This window comes from Streptomyces sp. NPDC097107 (assembly GCF_044762405.1).
GTDB classification, from domain to species: domain Bacteria; phylum Actinomycetota; class Actinomycetes; order Streptomycetales; family Streptomycetaceae; genus Streptomyces; species Streptomyces thinghirensis.
The window spans coordinates 426,767-448,461 of sequence record NZ_JBIWEF010000007.1 but is presented as its reverse complement, the minus strand read 5'-3'; the positions used below and the strand labels follow the sequence as shown (position 1 = coordinate 448,461).

The 21,695-nt window shown below is 72.2% G+C and carries 17 protein-coding genes; 7 read left to right on the top strand and 10 right to left on the bottom strand.

Features of this window, described 5'->3' with window-relative positions:
* The first annotated feature begins 450 nt into the window (after positions 1-450).
* Positions 451-900, top strand: coding sequence for a PTS glucose transporter subunit IIA (locus ACIQ1J_RS19795; protein ID WP_403558212.1), 450 nt, complete (start codon positions 451-453; stop codon positions 898-900).
* A gap of 77 nt (positions 901-977) precedes the next feature.
* Positions 978-2,648, top strand: a complete 1,671-nt coding sequence (gene ptsP / locus ACIQ1J_RS19790; RefSeq protein WP_403558210.1) for a phosphoenolpyruvate--protein phosphotransferase — start codon at positions 978-980, stop codon at positions 2,646-2,648.
* 72 nt (positions 2,649-2,720) lie between these two features.
* Here ptsP and ACIQ1J_RS19785 read toward each other — a convergent pair whose 3' ends face one another.
* The gene (locus ACIQ1J_RS19785; protein ID WP_403558208.1) at positions 2,721-3,611 is read right to left on the bottom strand and encodes a hypothetical protein; all 891 of its coding nucleotides are present in this window, start codon (positions 3,609-3,611) and stop codon (positions 2,721-2,723) included.
* A 121-nt stretch (positions 3,612-3,732) separates the two neighbouring features.
* Entirely contained in the window at positions 3,733-5,709 is a 1,977-nt protein-coding gene (locus ACIQ1J_RS19780; protein WP_403558206.1) for an acetoacetate--CoA ligase, read from the bottom strand.
* A gap of 213 nt (positions 5,710-5,922) precedes the next feature.
* Between ACIQ1J_RS19780 and ACIQ1J_RS19775 the strand changes: the two genes are divergently transcribed.
* Positions 5,923-8,301 carry a TIM-barrel domain-containing protein gene (locus ACIQ1J_RS19775; RefSeq protein WP_403558249.1) on the top strand — a complete coding sequence of 793 codons (2,379 nt, stop codon included), beginning with the start codon at positions 5,923-5,925 and terminating at the stop codon, positions 8,299-8,301.
* Here ACIQ1J_RS19775 and ACIQ1J_RS19770 read toward each other — a convergent pair.
* Together ACIQ1J_RS19770 and ACIQ1J_RS19765 are read right to left on the bottom strand one after the other, a co-directional pair.
* On the bottom strand, positions 8,292-8,828 hold the full coding sequence (locus ACIQ1J_RS19770) for an NUDIX domain-containing protein (protein ID WP_403558204.1): 537 nt from the start codon (positions 8,826-8,828) through the stop codon (positions 8,292-8,294). The two genes, ACIQ1J_RS19775 and ACIQ1J_RS19770, sit on opposite strands and share 10 nt — an antisense overlap.
* Positions 8,829-8,875: 47 nt before the next feature.
* The gene (locus ACIQ1J_RS19765; RefSeq protein WP_403558202.1) at positions 8,876-9,685 is read right to left on the bottom strand and encodes a M15 family metallopeptidase; all 810 of its coding nucleotides are present in this window, start codon (positions 9,683-9,685) and stop codon (positions 8,876-8,878) included.
* A gap of 149 nt (positions 9,686-9,834) precedes the next feature.
* Here ACIQ1J_RS19765 and ACIQ1J_RS19760 point away from each other — a divergent pair, with 149 nt between their 5' ends.
* The 3 genes from ACIQ1J_RS19760 to glpK all read left to right on the top strand — a co-directional run bounded on the left by ACIQ1J_RS19760 (position 9,835) and on the right by glpK (position 14,453).
* Positions 9,835-11,460: a GGDEF domain-containing protein gene (locus tag ACIQ1J_RS19760; RefSeq protein WP_403558200.1), complete on the top strand. Its 1,626-nt coding sequence runs from the start codon at positions 9,835-9,837 to the stop codon at positions 11,458-11,460.
* A gap of 648 nt (positions 11,461-12,108) precedes the next feature.
* Positions 12,109-12,858 carry an MIP/aquaporin family protein gene (locus tag ACIQ1J_RS19755; RefSeq protein WP_403558198.1) on the top strand — a complete coding sequence of 250 codons (750 nt, stop codon included), beginning with the start codon at positions 12,109-12,111 and terminating at the stop codon, positions 12,856-12,858.
* Between the two features lie 68 nt (positions 12,859-12,926).
* Positions 12,927-14,453 carry a glycerol kinase GlpK gene (gene glpK, locus ACIQ1J_RS19750; protein ID WP_403558196.1) on the top strand — a complete coding sequence of 509 codons (1,527 nt, stop codon included), beginning with the start codon at positions 12,927-12,929 and terminating at the stop codon, positions 14,451-14,453.
* A gap of 56 nt (positions 14,454-14,509) precedes the next feature.
* Here glpK and ACIQ1J_RS19745 read toward each other — a convergent pair whose 3' ends face one another.
* The 4 genes from ACIQ1J_RS19745 to ACIQ1J_RS19730 form a co-directional block, all read right to left on the bottom strand.
* Positions 14,510-15,115, bottom strand: a complete 606-nt coding sequence (locus tag ACIQ1J_RS19745; protein ID WP_403558194.1) for a GTP-binding protein — start codon at positions 15,113-15,115, stop codon at positions 14,510-14,512.
* Between the two features lie 70 nt (positions 15,116-15,185).
* On the bottom strand, positions 15,186-15,581 hold the full coding sequence (locus tag ACIQ1J_RS19740; RefSeq protein ID WP_403558192.1) for a DUF742 domain-containing protein: 396 nt from the start codon (positions 15,579-15,581) through the stop codon (positions 15,186-15,188).
* A gap of 10 nt (positions 15,582-15,591) precedes the next feature.
* Positions 15,592-16,026 carry a roadblock/LC7 domain-containing protein gene (locus ACIQ1J_RS19735; protein ID WP_310874391.1) on the bottom strand — a complete coding sequence of 145 codons (435 nt, stop codon included), beginning with the start codon at positions 16,024-16,026 and terminating at the stop codon, positions 15,592-15,594.
* Positions 16,023-19,001 (bottom strand): nitrate- and nitrite sensing domain-containing protein, encoded by a 2,979-nt coding sequence (locus tag ACIQ1J_RS19730; RefSeq protein WP_403558189.1) that lies wholly within the window; start codon positions 18,999-19,001, stop codon positions 16,023-16,025. Before ACIQ1J_RS19730 ends, ACIQ1J_RS19735 begins: the two co-directional genes overlap by 4 nt.
* Before the next feature lie 422 nt (positions 19,002-19,423).
* Between ACIQ1J_RS19730 and ACIQ1J_RS19725 the strand changes: the two genes are divergently transcribed.
* On the top strand, positions 19,424-20,008 hold the full coding sequence (locus tag ACIQ1J_RS19725; RefSeq protein WP_403558187.1) for a hypothetical protein: 585 nt from the start codon (positions 19,424-19,426) through the stop codon (positions 20,006-20,008).
* A gap of 39 nt (positions 20,009-20,047) precedes the next feature.
* Here ACIQ1J_RS19725 and ACIQ1J_RS19720 read toward each other — a convergent pair whose 3' ends face one another.
* The gene (locus tag ACIQ1J_RS19720) at positions 20,048-21,313 is read right to left on the bottom strand and encodes an NAD(P)/FAD-dependent oxidoreductase (RefSeq protein WP_403558185.1); all 1,266 of its coding nucleotides are present in this window, start codon (positions 21,311-21,313) and stop codon (positions 20,048-20,050) included.
* On the bottom strand, positions 21,310-21,633 hold the full coding sequence (locus ACIQ1J_RS19715) for a bifunctional 3-phenylpropionate/cinnamic acid dioxygenase ferredoxin subunit (RefSeq protein WP_403558183.1): 324 nt from the start codon (positions 21,631-21,633) through the stop codon (positions 21,310-21,312). The genes ACIQ1J_RS19720 and ACIQ1J_RS19715 overlap by 4 nt, the downstream gene beginning before the upstream one ends.
* Positions 21,634-21,695: the final 62 nt, after the last annotated feature.

The following is a 21,695-nucleotide window of genomic DNA, read 5'->3' as shown; positions in this document are numbered from 1 at the left end:
ATCAGGTCGGGGTATCAACATATCTGGCGTTGACTTTTGGCACGCTGTTGAGTTCTCAAGGAACGGACGCTTCCTTTGTACTCACCCGAGAGACTTTCTCAGGCTTTCCTCCGGGCGCTTCCCTTCGATGTTTCCAACAGTATCAGGCTTTCCCGGTGCTTCTGACCACCGTCCTGCAGACATGCAGGAGGCGATCCAGCGATAGGATCTGACAAGTTGGGTTCCGCTGGGGCGAGGACGCCTTACTCCGCGTCACTCAGCCTCAAGCAGGAGTGACGACTGTACACGGAGCCGCGGAACGGGTGCAAATCCATGGGGACTGTGGTCTAGACCTCTAATCGGAACACTCATGCGGAACCGGTACTTCCTATGACATACCCTGCTGCACAGTGCGCCGTCCGGGACAGGCAGTGACGGCCCGTATACATCTCCGCCCCTGGGAGGCTTCCCATGACCACCGTCTCGTCCCCACTCGCAGGACGTGCCATCGGACTGGCCGCCGTACCCGATCCGGTCTTCGCCGGGGCCATGGTCGGCCCGGGTACCGCCATTGACCCCGTGCGCGAGCCTTCCGAGGCTGTCGCGCCCGTGGCCGGCGTCATCGTGTCGCTGCACCCGCACGCCTTCGTCGTGGTCGACGACAGTGGGCACGGTGTGCTGACCCACCTCGGCATCGACACCGTCCAGCTCAACGGTGAGGGTTTCGAACTGCTGGTGAACAAAGGCGACACCGTCGTGCGCGGGCAGGGCGTGGTGCGCTGGGACCCGGTCGCCGTCGAGGCCGCCGGCAAGTCGCCGGTATGTCCGATCGTGGCCCTTGAAGCGACGGCCGAGGCCCTCACCGAGCTCCGTGAGGACGGCGAAGTGAAGGCCGGCGAGAGTCTCTTTCTCTGGAAGTGACGTCAGCGCCGTCGCATGACGGCTGACAGGACAACCATCGCGGCGGCGGGACCCGCCGCATTATCGGGACGGGTGAGATGGAGACAACGCTGCAAGGCGTCGGTGTGAGCCACGGTGTGGCGATCGGCGAGGTTCGGCACATGGGGACTGCTGTGCTCGAGCCCCCGGCCAAACAGATTCCGGCCGAGGACGCAGAGCGCGAGCAGGGGCGCGCCCGCAAGGCCGTGGAGGCTGTGGCGGCCGATCTGATGGCGCGCGGCAATCTGGCGGGGGGCGAGGCCCAGGCCGTGCTCGAGGCGCAGGCCATGATGGCCCAGGACCCCGAGCTCATGGCGGACGTGGAGCGGCGGATCGCCGTCGGCAGCACGGCCGAGCGCGCGGTGTACGACGCCTTCGCCGCGTATCGCGCCCTGCTGGCCGGTGCCGGTGAGTACCTGGCCGGTCGCGTGGCCGATCTCGACGATGTGCGGAATCGTATCGTCGCCCGTCTGCTCGGGGTGCCGATGCCGGGCGTTCCGGACAGTGACGAGCCGTACGTCCTCATCGCGCGGGACCTGGCTCCCGCCGACACGGCGCTGCTGGACCCGACGCTGGTCCTCGGCTTCGTCACCGAGGAGGGCGGACCGACCAGTCACAGCGCGATTCTCGCGCGGGCGCTCGGTGTGCCGGCCGTGGTGGCGCTTCCCGGCGCCGGTGAGCTGCCCGAGGGCACGGTCGTCGCCGTCGACGGCAGCACTGGTGAGATCTACGTGAACCCCACCGCCGAGAAGAAGGGGCAGCTGGAGGCGGAGGCGGCCGAGCGCAAGGCGGCGCTGGCCGCGTCGACGGGACCGGGGGCGACCTCGGACGGTCACAAGGTGCCGCTGCTGGCGAACATCGGGGGTCCTGCGGATGTGCCCGCGGCGGTCCACGCCGGGGCGGAGGGCGTCGGTCTCTTCCGTACCGAGTTCCTCTTCCTCGACGACAGCGAGAACGCGCCGTCGCAGGAGAAGCAGGTCACCGCCTACCGGCAGGTACTGGAGGCGTTCCCCGAGGGCCGGGTCGTCGTACGCGTGCTGGACGCCGGTGCGGACAAGCCGCTGGACTTCCTCACCCCGGGCGACGAGCCGAACCCGGCGCTGGGCGTGCGGGGGCTGCGGACGCTGCTCGACCACCCGGACGTGCTGCGCACGCAGCTGACGGCACTGGCGAAGGCGGCGGAGGGGCTGCCGGTCTACCTCGAGGTCATGGCCCCCATGGTGGCGGACCGGGCGGATGCGAAGGCGTTCGCGGACGCGTGCCGCGAGGCCGGGCTGCGGGCGAAGTTCGGCGCGATGGTGGAGATTCCGTCCGCGGCGCTGCGGGCGCGTTCGGTGCTGCAGGAGGTCGAGTTCCTGTCGCTGGGGACGAACGACCTCGCGCAGTACACCTTCGCCGCCGACCGTCAGGTGGGTGCGGTGTCCCGGCTGCAGGATCCCTGGCAGCCGGCGCTGCTCGACCTGGTCGCGCTGTCCGCGGAGGCGGCGAAGGCCGAGGGCAAGAGCTGTGGCGTCTGCGGTGAGGCCGCGTCGGACCCGCTGCTGGCGTGTGTGCTGACAGGTCTGGGCGTCACCTCCCTGTCCATGGGGGCGGCGTCGCTCCCCTATGTCCGGGCGACGCTGGCGAAGTTCACGCTGGCGCAGTGCGAGCGTGCCGCGGCGGCCGCCCGGGGGGCGGACAGCGCCGAGGAGGCGCGGAACGCCGCTCAGGCGGTGCTGTCCGGCGAGTAGGTCCGGGCGGTTTGCCGCCCGCCATTGCCGGTGCGGGGCGTTCCACCTTCGGGTGGGGCGCCCCGCACGCGTTCAGTGGTGGTGTCCCGGTGGCAGGTGGTCGTCTCCGAGGTCGGGCGGTGCGCAGTAGTCGACGTTGGATTCCGGGGAGATGAGGTCGCCGGATTCGGCGTCCGTGCAGTAGGCGTCGAAGACCTCACCGGCGGTAAGGGGTTCGAGGCCGTATCCCCGCAGGCGCCAGCCGTGGATGCGGTTCGGGCCGCTCGGTGGGCTGATGCGCATGACGAGTCCGCCGGGGCTGTGGGTAGCGAGGCCGAGGGCGAGGACTCCGGTGAACTCCAGGGCCTCGGCCTCGTCGATGTGCGGGGTGCCGTCGATGTCCTCGTCGGCGTGGAGGACGGAGAGGAGGGTTTCCGGGGAGCCCGTGACGCTGCACACCAGGTGCCGGTCGCCCGGCGGCGCCGTTTCAAGGACGCGGCGGAGGAGGCGCGAAGCCCGGGTGAAGGCGGCTCGGCCGAGGTCCTCGCCGCAGGTGGCGCAGCTGCCGAGGCGGGCGAGCAGGTTGGCGGCGTACTCCCAGGTGGCCTGGCGGACGGCTTCGGCGACGAGAGCCGGGAGGAGGTCGGCGAGGGGCTGGCCCTCGTACGGCAGGGTCGGTCCGCCGGCGGCCAGTTCGGCGGTGAACCGGGTGCGGCTGGCGGGAGCGTCGGGGTCGAGGCCCGCGGCCGAGCAGAAGTCGGCGTACTCCTCCGGGTCGAAGAGGGCGACGGTGGTGTGGGTGCCCTGTGCCGCGCGTGCCCTGAGCAGGGCTTCCACCTGGTGGAGATAGGCGGCGTGGTCGTCGAAGGTGAAGCTGCGGTAGCGCCGCATGGCGCGGAAGTCGTGTTCGTCGGTGAGCAGTCCGATGGTGCCGGCGATTTCCCGGCGCAGGACGCGTCGCGTGATCCGGTCGGTGTGCGCCATCTTTCCCCCTGTGCGCAGTCGATCAATGCTCACTCACAGTAATCGGCGGCACTGACAACGGCGTCGGGTGAGGCGCGCGGGCCGGGCGCCGTCGGGGGCGGCCGGCCCGTAGAAGGCCTGGTCAGGTGCGCTTACGGGCGAGGTCCTCGTAGAAGTGAAGCAGGTCGAGGTTGTCGATGGAGCCGGGGTTGACGGCCTTCTCCAGCGGGGTGCCCTGGAGAAGTCGCTTGACCGGGACCTCGATGCGCTTGCCGGTCAGGGTGTGCGGGATGCCGGGCACTTCGATGACCTCGTCGGGGACGTGGCGCGGGGAGAGCTGTTCGCGGATGGTGCCCTTGATGCGGGACAGGAGCACGTCGTCGAGGGCGGCTCCGGGCGCCAGGTGCACGAACAGGGGCATCCAGTAGCCGCCGTCCGGCTGCTCTACGCCGATGACGAGAGATTCCCTGATCTCGGGGAGGCGCTCGACGGCCTCGTAGATGTCGGCCGAGCCCATGCGGACGCCCTGCCGGTTGAGGGTGGAGTCGGAACGGCCGTGGATGACGACTGAGCCTCGGGAGGTGACGGTGATCCAGTCGCCGTGCCGCCAGACGCCGGGGTAGGTGTCGAAGTAGCTGTCGTGGTAGCGGCTGCCGTCGGGATCGTTCCAGAAACGGATCGGCATCGAGGGCATGGGGTTGGTGACGACGAGCTCGCCGACCTCGTCGGTCAGTGGAGTGCCGCTGGGGTCCCAGGACTGCAGGTCGGTGCCGAGGCCGGGGGCCTGGAGTTCACCGATGTACACCGGCAGGGTGGGGACGGCGCCCGCGAAGCAGGAGCACACGTCGGTGCCGCCGCTGACGGAGGCGATCCACAGGTCCGCCCCGCTCTCCGCGAACTCGTCGTGCAGCCAGCGGAAGCCGTCGGGCGGGAGCGGGGAGCCCGTGGTGGCCACGCACTGGACCCGGGAGAGGTCGTGGTCTCGGGCGGGGTGCACGCCGGCCTTGCGGCAGGCCATGACGTAGGCGGCCGAGGTGCCGAAGAGGGTGGCCCCGGTGCGTTCGGCGATGCGCCACTGGGCTCCGGTGTCCGGGTAGCCGGGGCTGCCGTCGTACAGGACGATCGTGGTGCCGGTGAGCAGGCCGGAGACGAGGAAGTTCCACATCATCCAGCCGGTCGACGTGTACCAGAAGAAGCGGTCCTCGGGGCCGAGGTCGCAGTGCAGGCCCAGTTGTTTGAGGTGTTCGACCAGGATGCCGCCCTGGGACTGGACGATGGCCTTGGGCAGGCCGGTGGTGCCGGAGGAGTAGAGCACCCACAGGGGGTGGTCGAAGGGCACCTGCTCGAAGACGGGGTCCGTGTCGGCGGATGTCAGCGTCGCCCAGCCCAGCGCGCCCTCGGGGGTGTCGGTGCCGAGGAGCGGGATGTGGACGACGGCGCGCAGGGTGGGCAGTTCGCGGCGGAGTTCGGCGACGGTGTCGCGGCGGTCGTGTTCCTTGCCGCCGTAGCGGTAGCCGTCGACGGTGAACAGGACGACGGGTTCCACCTGCTGGAAGCGGTCGAGGACGCTGCGGGCGCCGAAGTCGGGGGCGCAGGACGTCCAGACGCCGCCGACGGCGGCGGTGGCGAGGAAGGCCACCACGGCCTGGGGGATGTTCGGGAGGTAGCCGCTGACTCTGTCGCCGGGGCGGACGCCGAGGGCGCGTAGTTCGGCGGCGAGGGAACCCACCTGGCGGCGCAGCTCGGCCCAGGTGACGGGGCTCGGTTCGTGGGTCTCGTCGACGTGCAGGAGGGCCGGTTCGTCCGCGCGGGTGGCCGCCGCGCGCAGGGCGTGTTCGGCGTAGTTCAGGGTGCCGCCGGGGAACCAGTGGGCGCCGGGCATGGTGCGGTCGCCCAGCACGCGCGTGTAGGGGGCCGAGAAGCGTACGTCGAACCATTCCGTGACGGCTTTCCAGAAGGTGGCCGGCTCGTCGACGGACCAGCGGTGCAGTGCGGCGTATCCGCCCCCGGCGGGGGCGCCGTGGTGCTCGGCTGCCCAGATCTGGAACCTGGTGATCCGGGCCTGGGCGATGCGCTGGGGATCTGGCTGCCAGAGCGGCTGGGGGTTCACGGTCGACATGGGGCGGCTCCCGGACTGTGCGCGTCGTGTGCGTCCTCCGCGCACGGGCTGGGGTGTGCGCGTGACGCGGCTGACACGGACGATGCCACGTGATCGACTTCTACACCAGGGCGCGCCCCACATAGTCGCTGTCGTGAAGATGTGGTCCCGTCACGGGTGAACGGCAGTTGAACGGCGCCCGCGCGGGAGGTTGTCGGTGGCAGGGTGAGCAGCATGGACGGTCGTGACCTGGTGCGTTCGATAAAAGCGGTCGGTTCTGCGGGGGCGGGGCAGGGATTGCGTACCGTACGGGCGGCGTGGCGCAGGCGGCAGGCCGACGCCGCGGGGCTGCCGCCGCGGGGTGCGGAGCGTGCGCGGGTGCCGGGTCCGATGCAGGAGGTGGAGCCGGGGCCCGGGGGCGGTGTCGTGCGGTTCAGCCGTTCGGAGCTGCGCGTCCTCGTCGCCGTGAACGGAGCCGTGTTCTGGGGCTGGGACGGAGCCGGGCCGGAGCCGTCGTACGCGTTGGCGGGCCGCTGTCCGGAGCCGGATCCGCGGGCGGTGCTGGAGCCGGACAAGGACGGCGGCTGGCGGGTGGTGGCCGAGCGGGCGACGGTGGCCGTCTCCCGGCACGGCGCTGTCGAGGTCCGTACGCCCGGGGGCGTGGTACTGCGCCGTGAGCTGCCGCCCCGCTGGTGGGAGCCGGTCGGTGGCGGGCCGGCGCGGTGGACGCAGCGGTCGGAGGTCGCGGCGGACGCCCGGTTCTTCGGGCTCGGCGGGCGGGCCGCGGGTCCTCGGCTGCGCGAGGGCACGTACCGGCTGTGGAACACCGGTCCGGGCCTGCCGTTCGCACCGGGCGCGGACCCGTTGTCCGTCACGATGCCGGTGCAGTTCGTGGTGGCCGACGCGGGGACGCATCTGGTCTTCCACGACAGCTCGTGGGACGGCACGGTGGCGTTGCGGGAGGGCGAGGAGGGCGCGGGGTCCGGTCATGACCGGCCCGGGCGGAGTGTGCTGCGGATGGACGGCGGTCCGCTGCGGTGCTGGGTGGCGGTGGGCACCCCCGCGCGCGTGCTGCTCGCCTGGGCCTCGCTCACCGGGGCGCCCGCGCTGCCGCCTGCGTGGGCGCTCGGTCACCATCACGCGCGGTCGGGTCCTGGCGACGAGCAGGAGGTGCGGCGGATCGTCGCCGGCCATCAGGAGCGTGATCTGCCGCTCGACGCCGTTCACCTGGACGTCGGCCATCTCGACGGGCACCAGGTGTTCACCGTGGACGAGGAGCGGTTTCCCAAGCTGCCCGTCCTTGCCGAGGAGCTGCGGCGGGACGGCGTCCGGCTGGTGTCGGTCGTCGGTCCCGCGGTCCCGGCGGCCCCCGGCAACGCGGTGTACGACGGCGGGACGAGCGAGGACGTGTTCGTGCGGGACGCCTCGGGGCAGGTCGTCCGGGGTGTGGGGTGGCCCGGGGACGTGGTCTTTCCGGACTTCACACGCGCGCGGGTGCGTGAGTGGTGGGGCGGGCTCTACGAGGAGCGGCTCGGGCAGGGGTTCGCGGGATTCTGGCACGACCTGGACGAACCCACCTCGTTCGCCGCGTTCGGGGAGGCGACGCTGCCGCGTTCGGCCCGGCACTCCCTGGAGGGGCGGGCCGGTGACCACAGGGAGGCCCACAACGTGTACGCGTCGTGTATGGCCCGCGCCGGGTACGAAGGGGTGCGGACGCTCACGCCCGAGGAGCGGCCGTTCGTCCTCTCGCGGTCCGGCTGGGCCGGGATGCAGCGTTACGGCGGCGCGTGGTCCGGGAGCGTGGCCACGGGGTGGCCCGGGCTGCGGGCGTCGTTGTCGCTGGTGATGGGGCTCGGGTTGTGCGGGGTGCCGTATGCGGGGCCGGATGTGGGCGGGGCCGGCGGGAGCCCGTCTTCGGAGCTGTATCTGCGGTGGTTGCAACTGGCTGCCCACCTTCCGCTGTTCCGCACGCACGGGGGGCAGTGGGCGGGGCGCGGGGCGCCGTGGGAGTTCGGTGCCGAGGTGCTGGAGCCCGCGCGCGTGGCGCTCGTCGAGCGGCGGCGGCTGCTGCCGTACTTCGTGACCTTGGCACATCTGGCCCGGCGTACGGGTGCGCCGTATGTGCGGCCGCTGTGGTGGTCGACGCCGGAGGAGCGGGCGTTGCGGGACTGCGAGGACGCCTTCCTGCTGGGTGACTGCCTGCTGGTGGCTCCGGTGCTGGATCCGGGAGCGGACCGGCGGGCGGTGCAGCTGCCGCGCGGACGCTGGTACGACGTGGTGACGGAGCGGGCGTACGAGGGACCGGCGCAGGTTCTCGTCGAGGCCCCTCTGGCGCGGATTCCGGTGTTCGCGCGCGCGGGGGCCGTGCTTCCGGTGCGCGGGGAGGACGGCGGGCCGGTGCTGGAGGTCTGGGCGCCCGCGCGGGGCCGGACCGGCGGTGGTCTGGTCGTGCCGGACGCGGGCGACGGCTGGGTGGAACCGGAGATCGAGCGGTACGTCTCGCGTTGGGAGGGGGATCGGGTGGTCGTGGAGCGGGAGGGTGAGGACGGCGTGAGCGAGCCGTCCCGCCCAGTCCGTGTCCGTGGGCTCGTGGAGCGCTCGGCTCAGATGTAGCGGCCCTCGAACCAGGCCCGCACGGCTCGGGTGTGCAGGGGGAAGGCGAGGTCCTCGGCCCTGCGCAGCAGGTGCCATCCCTCGGTCTCGTGCGTGACGGCGGACAGCGGGAGGCCTTCGGCCGACCGCTCGGGGAGCAGCCCGAAGAGCAGCAGGTGGCCGTCGGGCGAGCTCATGGCGTCGACGAGGCGTACGTCGCGGCTCGCCGCGTCGATGCCCGTCTCCTCCTTGAGTTCACGGACGACGGCCTGCCGCCAGTCCTCCCGGTCATCGACGTAACCACCGGGCAGTGCGACGCCGCCGCGCGCGGGGGCCACGGTGCGGGTGATGACCACCAGGGCGGTGCCCTGCGTGTCGTACACGGGCTGGAGGGCGACCGCGACCGGCAGCGGATTGCGGTAGGCCACGGTGCCGCACGCGGGGCATGTGCGGGGCCAGCCGGAGACGCCCTCTCCGTAGGGCGTTCCGCAGCTCGAACAGTGGGAGCCCGGTGCGGAGTTGGGAGCGGAGGTTTCGGTTTCGAACACGCGGCGGACTGTATCCGATTCTGGAGGGGGCGGCTCCGGCCGGCGGCTCAGCGGCGGCCGGCGAGCGACTTCGTGGAGACCGGGAAGTCGAAGTAGGTGTCCGGGTGGGGCTCGGGCTTGTAGGTGAAGTGCCACCACTCCTCGGGGAGGTTTACGAGGCCGACGTCCTCCAGGGTGTTCTTGAGCAGCAGTCGGTTGGCGCGCTGGGCGCCCCGGATACGGGGGTCGAGGGTGTGTGAGCGGGTGTCGAAGCAGTCGTAGCCGGTGCCCATGTCGACGGAGTTGTCGGGGAAGCGCTCGTCCTGGGGCGCGAAGCAGGGCGCCAGGGGCTGCCCGGGGTGGTACGGCCGGGTCGGCTTCGCCGGGAGCTTCACGATGGTGAGGTCCACGGTCGAGCCGCGGCTGTGGCCGGACTTCTCGGCGATGTACCCGTCCGCGAAGAGGCGCGTCTTGTCGACCTCCGGGTAGAACTCGGCCTTCATCCTCTGGTCGTCGAGGTCCTCGGCCCAGCGGACGAAGTGGTCGACGGCGCGCTGCGGCCGGTAGCAGTCGTACACCTTGAGGGAGTAGCCCTGGCGCAGCAGCCGGGTCTGGGCCCGGTGGAGGGCTTCGGCGGCGGGGCGGGTCAGAATGCACAGGGGCTGCCGGTAGCCGTCGATGCGCTCGCCGGCGAAGTTGTGCGCAGTGGTGTAGCGCATCTCCTGGATGATCGTGGGGGCGACGCTTCTCAGGGCCACGAAGTCCGCCGGGGCCTTCGGCTCCGGCTTGGCCTGGGCGGTGGCGGGGACGGCCGATACGGCGAGCAGGGCGGCGACGGTGGTGACCAGGCCGCGGAGCGTGGTGGAGAGTCGTGTCATGTTCCCTGCATCTATCAGGAGGGGGCTCCGCGGGGGAAGTGGGCGGGTCGGCGACTCGGCGTCCGTACGCTCCGGGAGCGCGTCGGAATCCTGCGTGAACGTCGCGTGAACTGGGCCCGGGCGGGTGTCTGTGGCGCCATTCTGCTCCCGTGCGCTCCTGGACGGACACTCTCCGCTTCGCCTTCCAACCGGTGGTCAATCTGATGACCGGCGGGGTCGCGGCGCTGGAGATACTCGCCCGCCCGGAGACCGGCGACATCCTGGCCGAGGCGCGCCGCGACCCCGAACTCGACGGCCGGCTGGTGGTGGCGGCGTTCCGCGCGGCGGTGCGCAAGGAGACGCTGCTGCCGCTGCACGTCAACGTGTTCGCGGGCACGCTCGCCGACCTCGGTGGCCTGCAAGGTCTGCACGGCGCGGTGCGGGAGGCGGGACGGATGCCGTGGGAGGTGACGGTCGACGTCTGTCCGCCGTTCACGCATGTGCCCCGGCAGGCCCTGCTGGAGGCGGTGAGCGCCTTGCGGGGCCAGGGGTTCCGGATCTGTGCGGACGGGGTCGGTGACGGGGACGCGCCGCTGCGGCTGCTGACGGATCTGGCGCCGGAGCTGGTGAAGCTCGACGCGTCGTTGCTGGCCCGGCCGGCGGCCGTACGGGCGATGCGGGTGCTGTGCGACGAGTTGGGTGCGCTGCTGTCCGTCGAGGGCGTCGAGACGGAGTCGCAGTGCGCTGCCGCGCGGGCGGCCGGGGCGCAGTTGGCGCAGGGGGACTTGTTCGCGCCACCCGCGCGGCTGCCGGCGGCGGACGTGTATGTTCCGCCCGGCTCCCCCGGCGTCGTACCGGCACCGCGTTCGGGGCCCTCGGTGCGGCAGTTCGTACGGCCGGCCGCGTTGCTGCCCGCGACCGCGTCGGCGGGGCAGGTGCGGGCGCTGCTGACCGGGGCGCCGGACGTGTCCGGGGTGCTGCTCGTGGACCGGAACGGCGTTCCTGTGCGGTCGGTGCACCGGTCCCGCTTCCTGCTGTCGATGTCGGGGCGCTACGGGCACGCCCTGTACGCCGACCGGCCCGCCGCGAAGCTCGGCGACCCGCCGCGGACGGTTGGCGTCGACGCGACGGCCTGGGAGGTGCTGGACGTGGTCGCCGTCGGCGGCCGGGGCCGCACGTCGGACGACGTGGCCGTGGTCGACGTGTCCGGGCGGTGTGTGGGCGTCGTGCGGCTCGCGGACCTCGTGCGGGCGCTGGCCGAGAACCGGGTGGAGGAGGCGGCCGGGCTCAATCCGCTCACCCGGCTGCCCGGTTCGGACGCGATCACGGGAGAGGTGGACCGGCGGATCGCGGACGGGCGGGCGTTCGCGCTGAGCTGGCTCGATGTGGACCACTTCAAGCAGGTCAACGACGGGGCCGGCTTCGCGGCGGGCGACGAGCTGATCCGGGCGGTCGGGCGGGCGCTGTCGCAGACGGCGGCGGGGTCCGCGCGCGTGGGGCACATCGGCGGTGACGACTTCCTGGTGCTCACCGACCCGGAAGGGCTGGATCCGCTGGCCGCCTCCGTACTGGACGTGCCGTGGTCGGCCGGCGGGCGGCCCGTGACGCTGTCGTTGGCGACGGTCCTGTGCCCACCGGGCAGTGTGCCGGACCACCGGCAGGCGGCGGCCTGGCTGGCTCCGCTGAAGAAGGCCGCGAAGGGGCTGCGCGGGGCGAGTTGGGTGCTGGGCCGGGCGGGCGCGCCGGGGCACGAGGTCCGACGCGGGTCGGACCGGGCGACGGCGACGGCGGGGTGACCCGGGCGGCTTCGGCGGCGCGGACGCCTGGGCGCTTCTCGGCGGCCCGGACGGGCGGGCGCCGGGAGGGGCGGGAGCCCGGGGTGGTGAGGGGCGGCGTCGACGAGTCCGAGGTGCGGGAGGCCTGTTCGCCGGCACGCGCGAGTGCGGAGGCCGTTCGTCGGCACGCGCGCGTCCATGCGGTGCGCGCGGCACGCGTGGCACCAACCGCTGCCGCGGCGCGAGCGCCCGAGGTACGGGACACCGCACGCACCCGCGCGCGTGCGTGTGTGATTCGCCGGCACGCGTGCGCACCGATCGCTGCGGCACCACGAGTGCCCGTCGGCAACCGCCGTCCAGGAGCGCCCGCGCGGACCCGCGCCGTGGGGGTTGTCCGGCGGGTCCCGAAACGTTGCGGTCGGCCACCTTGACGCTCCCTGGGTGCCGGTGAACACTTCCGGTGTCAGTCGACATGGCCGTACATCTCGGCGTATTCCGGCACTGCGTCGTGCGGGCACTCCTGTGCTTCGAGGCCCACTCCCCCACGGGCGGTTCGGCTGCTACGGCACGCTCGTCACTCACGCCCCGCGACGGAGGTCGCCGGGGGAGACGCACCCCCGCACAGGAGGACCGGGGCCGATCGCCCCGGGCCAGGGCCCAGGAGCCGCCATGAGCAACGGAGACATCTTCGTCGGCGAGACCATCGGTACCGCGATCCTCATCCTCTTCGGCGCGGGTGTCTGCGCCGCCGTGACTCTGAGGTACAGCAAGGCGCGGGCGTCGGGGTGGGTGGTGATCGCGTTCGGCTGGGGGTTCGGTGTGCTGGCGGGCGCCTACACCGCTGCCCCGCTCTCCGGAGGGCATCTCAATCCCGCCGTCACCCTCGGGATCGCCGTCGACACCGGCGAGTGGGGCAAGGTCTGGGTCTACGTGCTGGGGCAGTTCGTCGGCGCGATGATCGGTGCCGTCCTGTGCTACCTCACGTACTTCGCCCAGTTCCAGGCCAACGTCCGCAAGACCGGCACCACCGAAGGCACGGCGGACGAGCCGGTTCCGACGCTCGGCATCTTCGCCACGATCCCGGAGATCCGGCACCCGGTCGCCAACCTGGTCACCGAGATCATCGCGACCGTCGGGCTCGTCCTGCCGATCCTCGCCTTCGGACTGACCGAGGGTCTCGGCGAGTCGGGGACGCTGGTGCTGATCGTGTCGCTGCTCGTCGTCGGGATCGGCCTCTCCCTCGGAGGGCCGACCGGCTACGCCATCAACCCCACCCGTGACCTCGGCCCGCGCATCGTGCACACCTTCCTGCCGATCCCGAACAAGGGCACCTCAGACTGGGGCTACGCCTGGATCCCGGTGGTCGGCCCGCTGATCGGCGGGGCGCTCGCCGGGCTCGTCTACAACCTGGCCTTCTGAACGGCCCACCGAAGCCGTCGCCTCCGCGTCGCCTCCGCAGTCCTCTGAACCCAGCCCAAGGGGTAGCCATGACGGACCACTCCACGAAGTACGTCGCCGCGATCGACCAGGGCACCACCTCGAGCCGCTGCATCATCTTCGGCCAGGACGGCGCGATCGTCGCCGTCGACCAGCGCGAGCACCGCCAGATCTTCCCCAAGCCCGGCTGGGTGGAGCACGACGCCACCGAGATCTGGTCCAAGGTCCAGGCCGTGGTCGCCGGGGCGCTCGCCAACGCCGGGCTGCGCGCCGACCGGCTCAGCGCGCTGGGCATCACCAACCAGCGCGAGACGACGGTCCTGTGGGACCGCGCGACCGGCAAGCCGGTGCACAACGCCATCGTGTGGCAGGACACCCGTACCTCCGCGCTGTGCCGCCAGTTGGGCGGCACGGACGGGCAGGACCGTTTCCGCGAACAGACGGGCCTGCCGCTGGCCAGCTACTTCTCCGGGCCCAAGGCGGCCTGGCTGCTCGACAACGTGCCCGGCCTGCGGGCTCGCGCCGAGCGCGGTGAGATCGCCTTCGGCACCATCGACTCCTGGCTGATCTGGAACCTGACCGGCGGCACCGACGGCGGGCGGCACGTCACCGACGTGACCAACGCCGGGCGCACCATGCTGATGGATCTCCGGTCCCTTCAGTGGGACCCCGCGATTCTCTCGGCGATGAACATCCCCGAGGCCGTACTGCCCGAGATCAGGTCCTCCGCCGAGGTGTACGGCACCGCCGTCGGCCAGCTGGCCGGCGTCCCCGTGGCGTCCGCCCTGGGCGACCAGCAGGCCGCCGTGTTCGGGCAGGCCTGCTATGACGTGGGTACGGCGAAGAACACGTACGGCACGGGCAGCTTCCTGCTGCTCAACACCGGTGACCGGCCCGTACCGTCGAAGAACGGGCTGCTGACCACCATGGGTTACAAGATCGGTGGCGAGGCACCCGTCTACTGCCTCGAAGGTTCGATCGCCATCACCGGGGCCCTGGTCCAGTGGTTCCGCGACCAGCTCGGCATCATCCGCAGCGCCGACGAGATCGAACCACTGGCGGCGAGCGTGGCGGACAACGGGGGCGCGTACATCGTGCCCGCCTTCTCCGGACTGTTCGCGCCGTACTGGCGCTCGGACGCGCGCGGGGTCGTCACCGGGCTCACCCGGTACGTCACGAAGGCGCATCTGGCGCGCGCGGTGCTGGAGGCGACGAGCTGGCAGACGCGCGAGGTCGTGGACGCCATGTACCAGGACTCGGGGGTGCGCATCACGACGCTGAAGGTCGACGGTGGCATGACGAAGAACGATCTGCTGATGCAGCACCAGGCGGACGTGCTGGGCGTGCCGGTGATCCGGCCCCGGGTGTCCGAGACGACCTGCCTGGGTGCCGCGTACGCGGCCGGACTGGCCACCGGTGTGTGGAACGGCCTCGACGAACTCAAGACGCACTGGCAGCGGGACGTCGAGTGGGCGCCCGCCATGGAGAGCTCGGTACGGGACCGCGAGTACCGGAACTGGCGCAGGGCCGTGGAGAAGAGCTTCGGCTGGATGGAGGACGGCGACGGCGACTCCTAGGCGCCGGGCAGGCCGGGGGCACGCGCGCGTGGGTGTCGTCGCCGTGCCCCGAGCCGTCAGGTGGTGACGACCCTTCGGCGGTCCGCCGCCTGGGCCATGGCGTGCTGGACCATGCCGATGAGGACCTCCTTGACCGACTCCCGGTCACGCGCGTCGCACATGACCAGGGGCACCTCATCGTCGAGGTCGAGGGCCTGGCGGACGGTCTCGGCCGGATAGCGGGCCGATCCATCGAAGCGGTTGACGCCGACGACGAACGGGATGGAGCGGCGTTCGAAGTAGTCGACGGCGGCGAAGCAGTCCTCGAGGCGGCGGGTGTCGGCCAGGACGATCGCGCCGAGCGCGCCCTCGGAGAGCTCGTCCCACATGAACCAGAACCGCTCCTGGCCGGGCGTGCCGAAGAGGTAGAGGACGAGGTCCTCGCGCAGGGTGATCCGTCCGAAGTCCATGGCGACGGTGGTGGTGTGCTTGCCCTCCACACCGCTGACGTCGTCGACGGGCCGCCCGGCCTCGGTGAGCAGTTCCTCGGTGCGCAGCGGCCTGATCTCGCTGACCGCGCCGACGAGCGTGGTCTTGCCGACGCCGAAGCCGCCGGCGACCAGGATTTTGAACGTGACGGGCTCGACCGGCGGCTTGCCGCGCTGAGAGCGCCCGAAGATCATCGATCTCTTCTCCTTAACGCGCCACTTGCCGTGCCGCTCGACGTGCCGGTCGTAGTGCCCAAAGGCCGCTTCACAGTGCCCTCAGTCCGCTGATCACATCGCGCAGAATGTCCTCGTCCGGCAGTTCGGCCGGGGGCACGGGCCGGTTCACGTGGACGAGTTCGATGTCCACGAGGTCTCCGACCAGGACCCGTACGACCCCGATGGGCAGGTCGAGTTCGGCGGCGAGTTCGGCGACCGACTGCGGGGCGTCCCGGCACAGCCCGACGATGTCCACGTGCTCCGGGGAGAGCGTGACGTCCGCCTCCGGATCGTCCGCGTGGGGTTCCGTGACGACCACCGCGATGAGGTCGAGGCGGTGCTGGGCCGCGCTGCTGGTGCGGCCGCGCGTCATGGCGTACGGACGGACGACGGGTCCGGCCTCGTCGTCGAACCAGTGGTTTCTTCCCTGACCGTCTGCGCTCATGTCATCCCACTTACCCGCCCGAGGGCAGATCGGTGCGCGGAGCGGTGCCCAGGTGCACGCCGACCCGCTTGACGAGGAGGGTCATCTCGTAGGCGACCTGGCCGACGTCGGAGTCGGCGTCCGACAGAACGGCCAGGCAGCTGCCGTCGCCGGCGGCCGTGACGAACAGGAAGGCGTCGTCGAGTTCGACGACCGTCTGCCGGACGCTGCCCGCCTCGAAGTGACGGCCCACGCCCTTGGCGAGGCTGTGGAAACCGGAAGCCACGGCGGCCAGGTGTTCGCTGTCCTCCCGGGTCAGGTCCTTGGAGGCCCCGGTCGCCAGACCGTCACCCGACAGGACGACGGCTTTGCGGATGCTCGCGACACGGTCCACCAGGTCGTCGAGGAGCCAGTTGAGCTCCCCGGACCTGGTCGAGGTGTGGCCGGTCGCCTTCGGTGCGGTCATCGACCGTCCCCCTTAGTCGTTCCTTGTGGTGCTTGTGGTGCTGTGCCGCCGGGGACGTCGTCCCCCGCGGCGTTCTCCTCGCGGCCGCGCCGCCAGCCGCGCTGGAGCGAGGCCATACGGCTGCGTACTTCCTCGGCGTCACGGTCGGCGGGGCCGGAGCGGTCCTCGGCGGGCGGCTCGGGGCTCTGCCTGAGCTGGGGGGCCAGGTTGGCCTGCCGCACGCGCCGGGGCAGCGCGCCCGTGCCGGGCCCGGAGGCGTCCGGGGTACGCCCCGGGGCGCCGGGTGTGCGGTCGGCGTGGCGCGCGCGGTCCCCGCCGTTGCCGGACGTGGAGCTCCCTCGCTCGGGAGACGCGCCGCGGCGGCGGGCCGGGAGCGACGGCAGCGCCTCGGACTCCGCGCGGTCGGCGCCACGCCTCTCGGCACGGCCCTCCGTGCGAGTCCCCGTGCGGCCTCCCGTGCGTCCCTCGTCAGGGGCTTCGCCATGGCCGCCGGCACGGTCGTCGGCGCGGGCGCCGGCGCGGTCGTCGATTCGTTCCGGGCGACGACGGCGGGTGGGCAGGGCGGGCGGCTCGGCCGGTCGTGACTGCGGGTCGGTCCTGCCTTCCGCCCGCTCGGCTCCTGCCGGGGGCGCCTCGTCCGAGGTGCCCCGGTCGGCCCGTTCCGGCACCGGACGCCCGTGCGAGCTGACCAGCTTGGGGGTCCGGCGACGGGGCAGCGCGACCGGCGCGTTCACCTCGTGCTCCTCCTCGCGCTGGAGCGACTCGCCCGTGTGGCCGGGGTCCTGACGTCGCCGTTCGCCGCGGCGGGCCTCCTGGTCGTCGTCAGCCGCCACGAGGGAGCGGCGCGGGCGGAACAGGCCACCCCGTTCGCTGTCCTCGTCGCCGAGCCCGCCCGGCAGGTCGTCGAGGGCGTCCAGGTCGACCGGTGCCTCGAGTTCGACCGGCCCGTCCAGCAGCGTGGCCGGACGGCCCGGCAGCCGTGCGGGCACGTGGGCGAGGGCGGAACGCCGGCTCTCCTCCCGCTCCTTCTCCTTGACGTGCTGGGGACGGTCCAGGCGGAAGCCGACGCCGTTGGTGTCCGGGGCGTCGTCCGTGAGCAGCGCGTCGGGGACGAAGACGACCGCGGTGGTGCCACCGTACGGGGAGGGCTGGAGCGACACCCGGACGTTCTGCCGCTGGGCGAGCCGGCTGACGACGAACAGGCCGAGCCGGTCGGTGTCGGACAGCTCGAACTCCGGTGTCTCCGCTAGCCGCAGGTTGGCGTCGAGGAGGGCGTCGGCCGCCATGCCGAGGCCGCGGTCGTGGATCTCCAGGGTGAAACCGTTGGCGACGCGCTCGCCCATGACCTGCACGGCGGTGTGCGGCGGCGAGAACACCGTGGCGTTCTCCAGGAGTTCGGCCACGAGGTGGGTGAGGTCGGCGACGGCCGGCCCGGTGACGGCGATGCGGGGCAGCCGGCGGACCTCGATGCGCTCGTAGTCCTCGACCTCGGCGACGGCGGCCCGGACCACGTCCATGAGCTGGACGGGCTTGCGCCACTGCCTGGACGGGGCGGCGCCGGAGAGGATGACCAGGCCCTCCGCGTGCCGGCGCATGCGGGTGGTCAGATGGTCGAGGCGGAACAGGTCGGCCAGTTCCTCGGTGTCCTCGGTGCGGCGCTCCATGGTGTCCAGCAGGGTGAGCTGCTTGTGCAGCAGCACCTGGCTGCGGCGGGCGAGGTTGACGAACACCTCGGAGACGCCGGCACGGAGTTCGGCCTGCTTGACGGCGGCTTCCACGGCGGCACGCTGGAGGGTGTTCAGCGCCTGGCCGACCTCGCCCATCTCGTTCTTGTCGTACTCCAGGCGCGGCACCTCGGTCTCCACGTCCACCTGTTCGCCCGCCGAGAGGCGGCGCATCACGCTGGGCAGGCGGACACCGGACGCCTCGTGAGCGTCCAGGCGCAGTTGCCTGAGATCGCGGATGAGGGACCGGCCGACGCGTACGGACAGGAAGAGCGAGAACAGCAGGGCGATCAGGCCGAGAGCGCCGGCGACGACCACCTTGGCGATGGTGTTCATGGCGACCGGGTCGACCCGGTCCTGGTAGCGGTCGGCGGCGTGGTCGTCGAGGGCGCCGAGTTCGTCGAGCACGCTGCCGGCGGCGGTGTCCCAGCTCTTGGCGGTGACGTTGCGGGGCGGACCGGCCTCACCGGCGACGGCCGCCTCCTCGGCGACGCGCAGGGGCGCGGAGGCGGCGTTCTTCCAGAAGCGCTGGTACCGCCCGCGTTCGGCGGCGGGCAGCAGCGGAAGATTGATGTCGTACATCATGGCGCGCTGGGCCACGAGGTCGGAGACGTCGCGTATCTCGCCGCGGGTCAGCCGGCCGGTGACCAGGGCGGAGCCGAGGAGGGCGTCCTCGCGGGAGAGCAGTTCGCGGGCGCGGGAGACGTTGACGAGGGCGCGGTACTGCTTGTCCAGGCTCACGTCGTCGACGACGTGGAGGTTGGCGAGCAGTTCGTGGCAGGGGTCGACCAGGCGGTTGTAGAGGCCGAGCGCCTGCGCGCGGTCGACGGTGCCGTCCTCGACGCTGCGGCGCAGCGAGCCGATGCCGTCGAAGGCGTCCAGGACGGCGGTGAGCCGCTCCTCCTCGGCCTGGCCCAGCGCGTCGCGCACGTCGGCGTTCGCGGCGTTGCCGCGGATCTCGGCAATGGCCTCGTCGGTGGCGGTGCGGCTGCGCTGCAGGGCGGAGAGCCCGTCGGAGGCGCGCGGGTCGGCGAGGTGGACGAGGGTCTGGCGGCGTTCCTGCTGGAGGACCCGGACGGTGTCCTCGACCGGGTAGCCGATCTCCTCGACGACCGTCGAGACGCTGAACAGCCGGCCCGCCTCGCGTCCCGTCAGGACCGTGGCGAAGGCCCAGATCGCGGTCAGGGACACCAGCGGCACGAGGAGCAGCGCCACGATCTTCCGGCGGATCGACTTCCCGCGAAAGCGCATGGCCTCCCCCAGCTCGACCCCCACTGGCAGGGGGTACACATGTACGTCAACAAACGGCGCGAGCCTACTACTGACGGACAGGTAACTCGAAGACCCGTCCGGAGGCCGAACCTCCGCCCCGGGGTCCGGCGATGGCCAGTTGTCCGTTCATTGGGGGAGATTCCCTCCCGGGATCCGGCGGCGGGCGGGGCGGAGCGCCCTTCCGGTCTGGCGGGCGGATTGGCCGAATTTTTTCGACTGTGCGGGAATCCCGGGAATCTTGAGGGCTGGTCGTTCGTCATTCACTACGGGAGATGGAGGCGGAATCGGCCACAGGAGCCGCATCCCGCCCCCGGGCGGCGTAAAGCAGCGCAAGCCGGGCAGCCAGAGGGGAGCCGTGTCTTCGGACACGGACGAGCTGTCTGCCGGCGGTGGGGAGTGACATGTTGATGGGCACGGCGGAGCGGCGCAGGGCGCCCGAGGACGACGGTGCGGCCGAGTCGACGGCCCGCACGGTTCCCGAGACGCCGGATCGCGGCATTCCGGCGGCCGGACCGGACACGCCGGCACGAAAGCGTCCGGAGCGGTCGGAGGAACGGGAGGCGCAGGAAACGCCGCAAGTGCGGGAGCAGTCGGCCTACCGGCCGTTGTGGACGGAGGAGCCCGCGCGGCGTCGCCGTCTGCCGGATCCGGTGCGTACGGCGGCCGTGCGCGCGGTGCTCGTCGTCGCCGTGACGCTGATCATGGCGATGGTGGCCTTCCTGTGCACGATGGCGGGATCCTGGCTGGCGTTCCCCATGGTGATCGGCAGCGTGGCGGGCACGGTTGTGGCCACGTGGGGCGTGCTGGACGTCTGGGTGACGCGGCAGGTCTGGAATCAGCGGCACGGCGTGGTGTCGATGCCGAGCAGCACCGCGCGGGCCATGCGCCGCGAGCGCCGGCGGGCCAAGCGGCAGGCCCGGTCCGCGGAGCGGGTTCAGGAGCGGATACGCCGGCGGGGCGGCGCGGGGCGGTTGTCGCACCCCTGAGCGGCCGGGTGAAGGCCGGGCTCCGACAGCGGCCACCCTTCACAGCACCGTCGATGGGGCCCGGTCGCCCGTCGGCCGCACCCGGTCGCCCGTCGACCGCTCTCGATTGTCCGTCGGCTGCACCCGGCCACCCGTCGGCTGCGTCCGCTCGGCGCGAACCAGTTCGCGCCGGACCCGCGTGAAGGGGCGTGGGCGGTCCACGGAGAGCACCGCGGTCGTACGACCGTCCCGTTCGTACCGGGCGAGGAATCCGTCGTCGGCCGGGGCGCCGTCGGCGAGCACGCCCTCGACGATGCGGACGGTGTCACCCTCCCGGCGCCGGCCGGCGAACTGGAGGCGGGCTCCGTACTGGTCGGACCAGAAGTACGGCACCGTCCTCGCGCACTCCACGGTGCGCCCGGCGAGCAGGTTGGTCACGGCCACCCGGGGCTGCTCCGTGGCGGAGGTCCAGTGTTCCGCGCGCGTGCCCCCGGCGCGGGCCACATCGCCGACGGCGACCACCCGCGGCAGCGACGTCACACAGCCGTCGTCGCAGAGGACGCCGTCGTTCAGCACCAGCGCCGAACCCGCCAGCCAGGCGGTGTTGGGTATGGCGCCGATGCCGACGATCACTACGTCGGCGGGCAGATTCCGGCCGTCGGAGAGTGCCACCGAGGTCACCGCGACCGTGCCGCGCAGTGCGGCCACGGACGCGCCGGTGACGAGTTCGACACCCCCGCGGCGGTGCAGCGTGGCACACACGGCGGCCATCTCGGCGCCGAGTTGGGGCACGAGCGGGAGCGGGGCGGCCTCGACGACGGTGACGGTGTGACCGAGGGCGGCACACGAGGAGGCGGTCTCCGCGCCGATGAAGCCGCCGCCGATCACGACGACCCTGCGCGGGCCGCGGGTGAGTTCCGCACGGAGGGCGCGGGCGTCGTCCAGGGTACGCAGGGTGTGGACGCCGGCGAGGCCGTCGCCCGGAAGACGCCGGGCCGAGGCGCCGGTGGCGACGACGACGCCGTCGGTGGACACGGTGCGGCCGTCGTCGAGCAGCACGGTTCGGCCGCGGGCGTCCAGGCCGCGGGCACGGACGCCGAGCAGCCACTCGGCATCCAGCTCGGCGGTCTCCTCGGCGTCGGTGAGCGCGAGTTGGTCCTCGTCGGCCCGCCCGGTGAGGAAGTCCTTGGAGAGGGGCGGCCGGTCGTAGGGGCGGTGGGGTTCGTCGCCGACGATCACCAGCCGGCCGTCGAACCCCTGGGCACGCAGTTCCCGGGCGGCATGGAGGCCGGCCAGCGAGGCGCCGACGACGGTCACGGTCCTCATGCGGCGCTCCCCTCCTCCGCGGCAAGGTCGACGTGTACGACACCCTCGTGGACGGTGACCCGGTGGGTCCGGACGGGCCTCCGGGCCGGGAGGCAGGTCGGCCGGCCCGTGCGGAGATCGAAGGACGCGGCGTGCAGCGGGCATTCGATCAGGCAGCCCTCCAGCCAGCCCTCGGAGAGGGAGGCGTCCTGGTGGCTGCACGTGTCGTCGATGGCGTAGAGATCACCGTCGTCGGTATGGAAGACGGCGATGGGCGGACTCGTCCCGACCCGGGCGGACTCGCCCTTGGGGAGGTCTTCGAGGCGGCAGACGGGAATCATGGGCTCCCCTCTCGGTCCGGAACCCGTGTACCGACGGGGGCGGGGACGCGTACCCTTCCGGG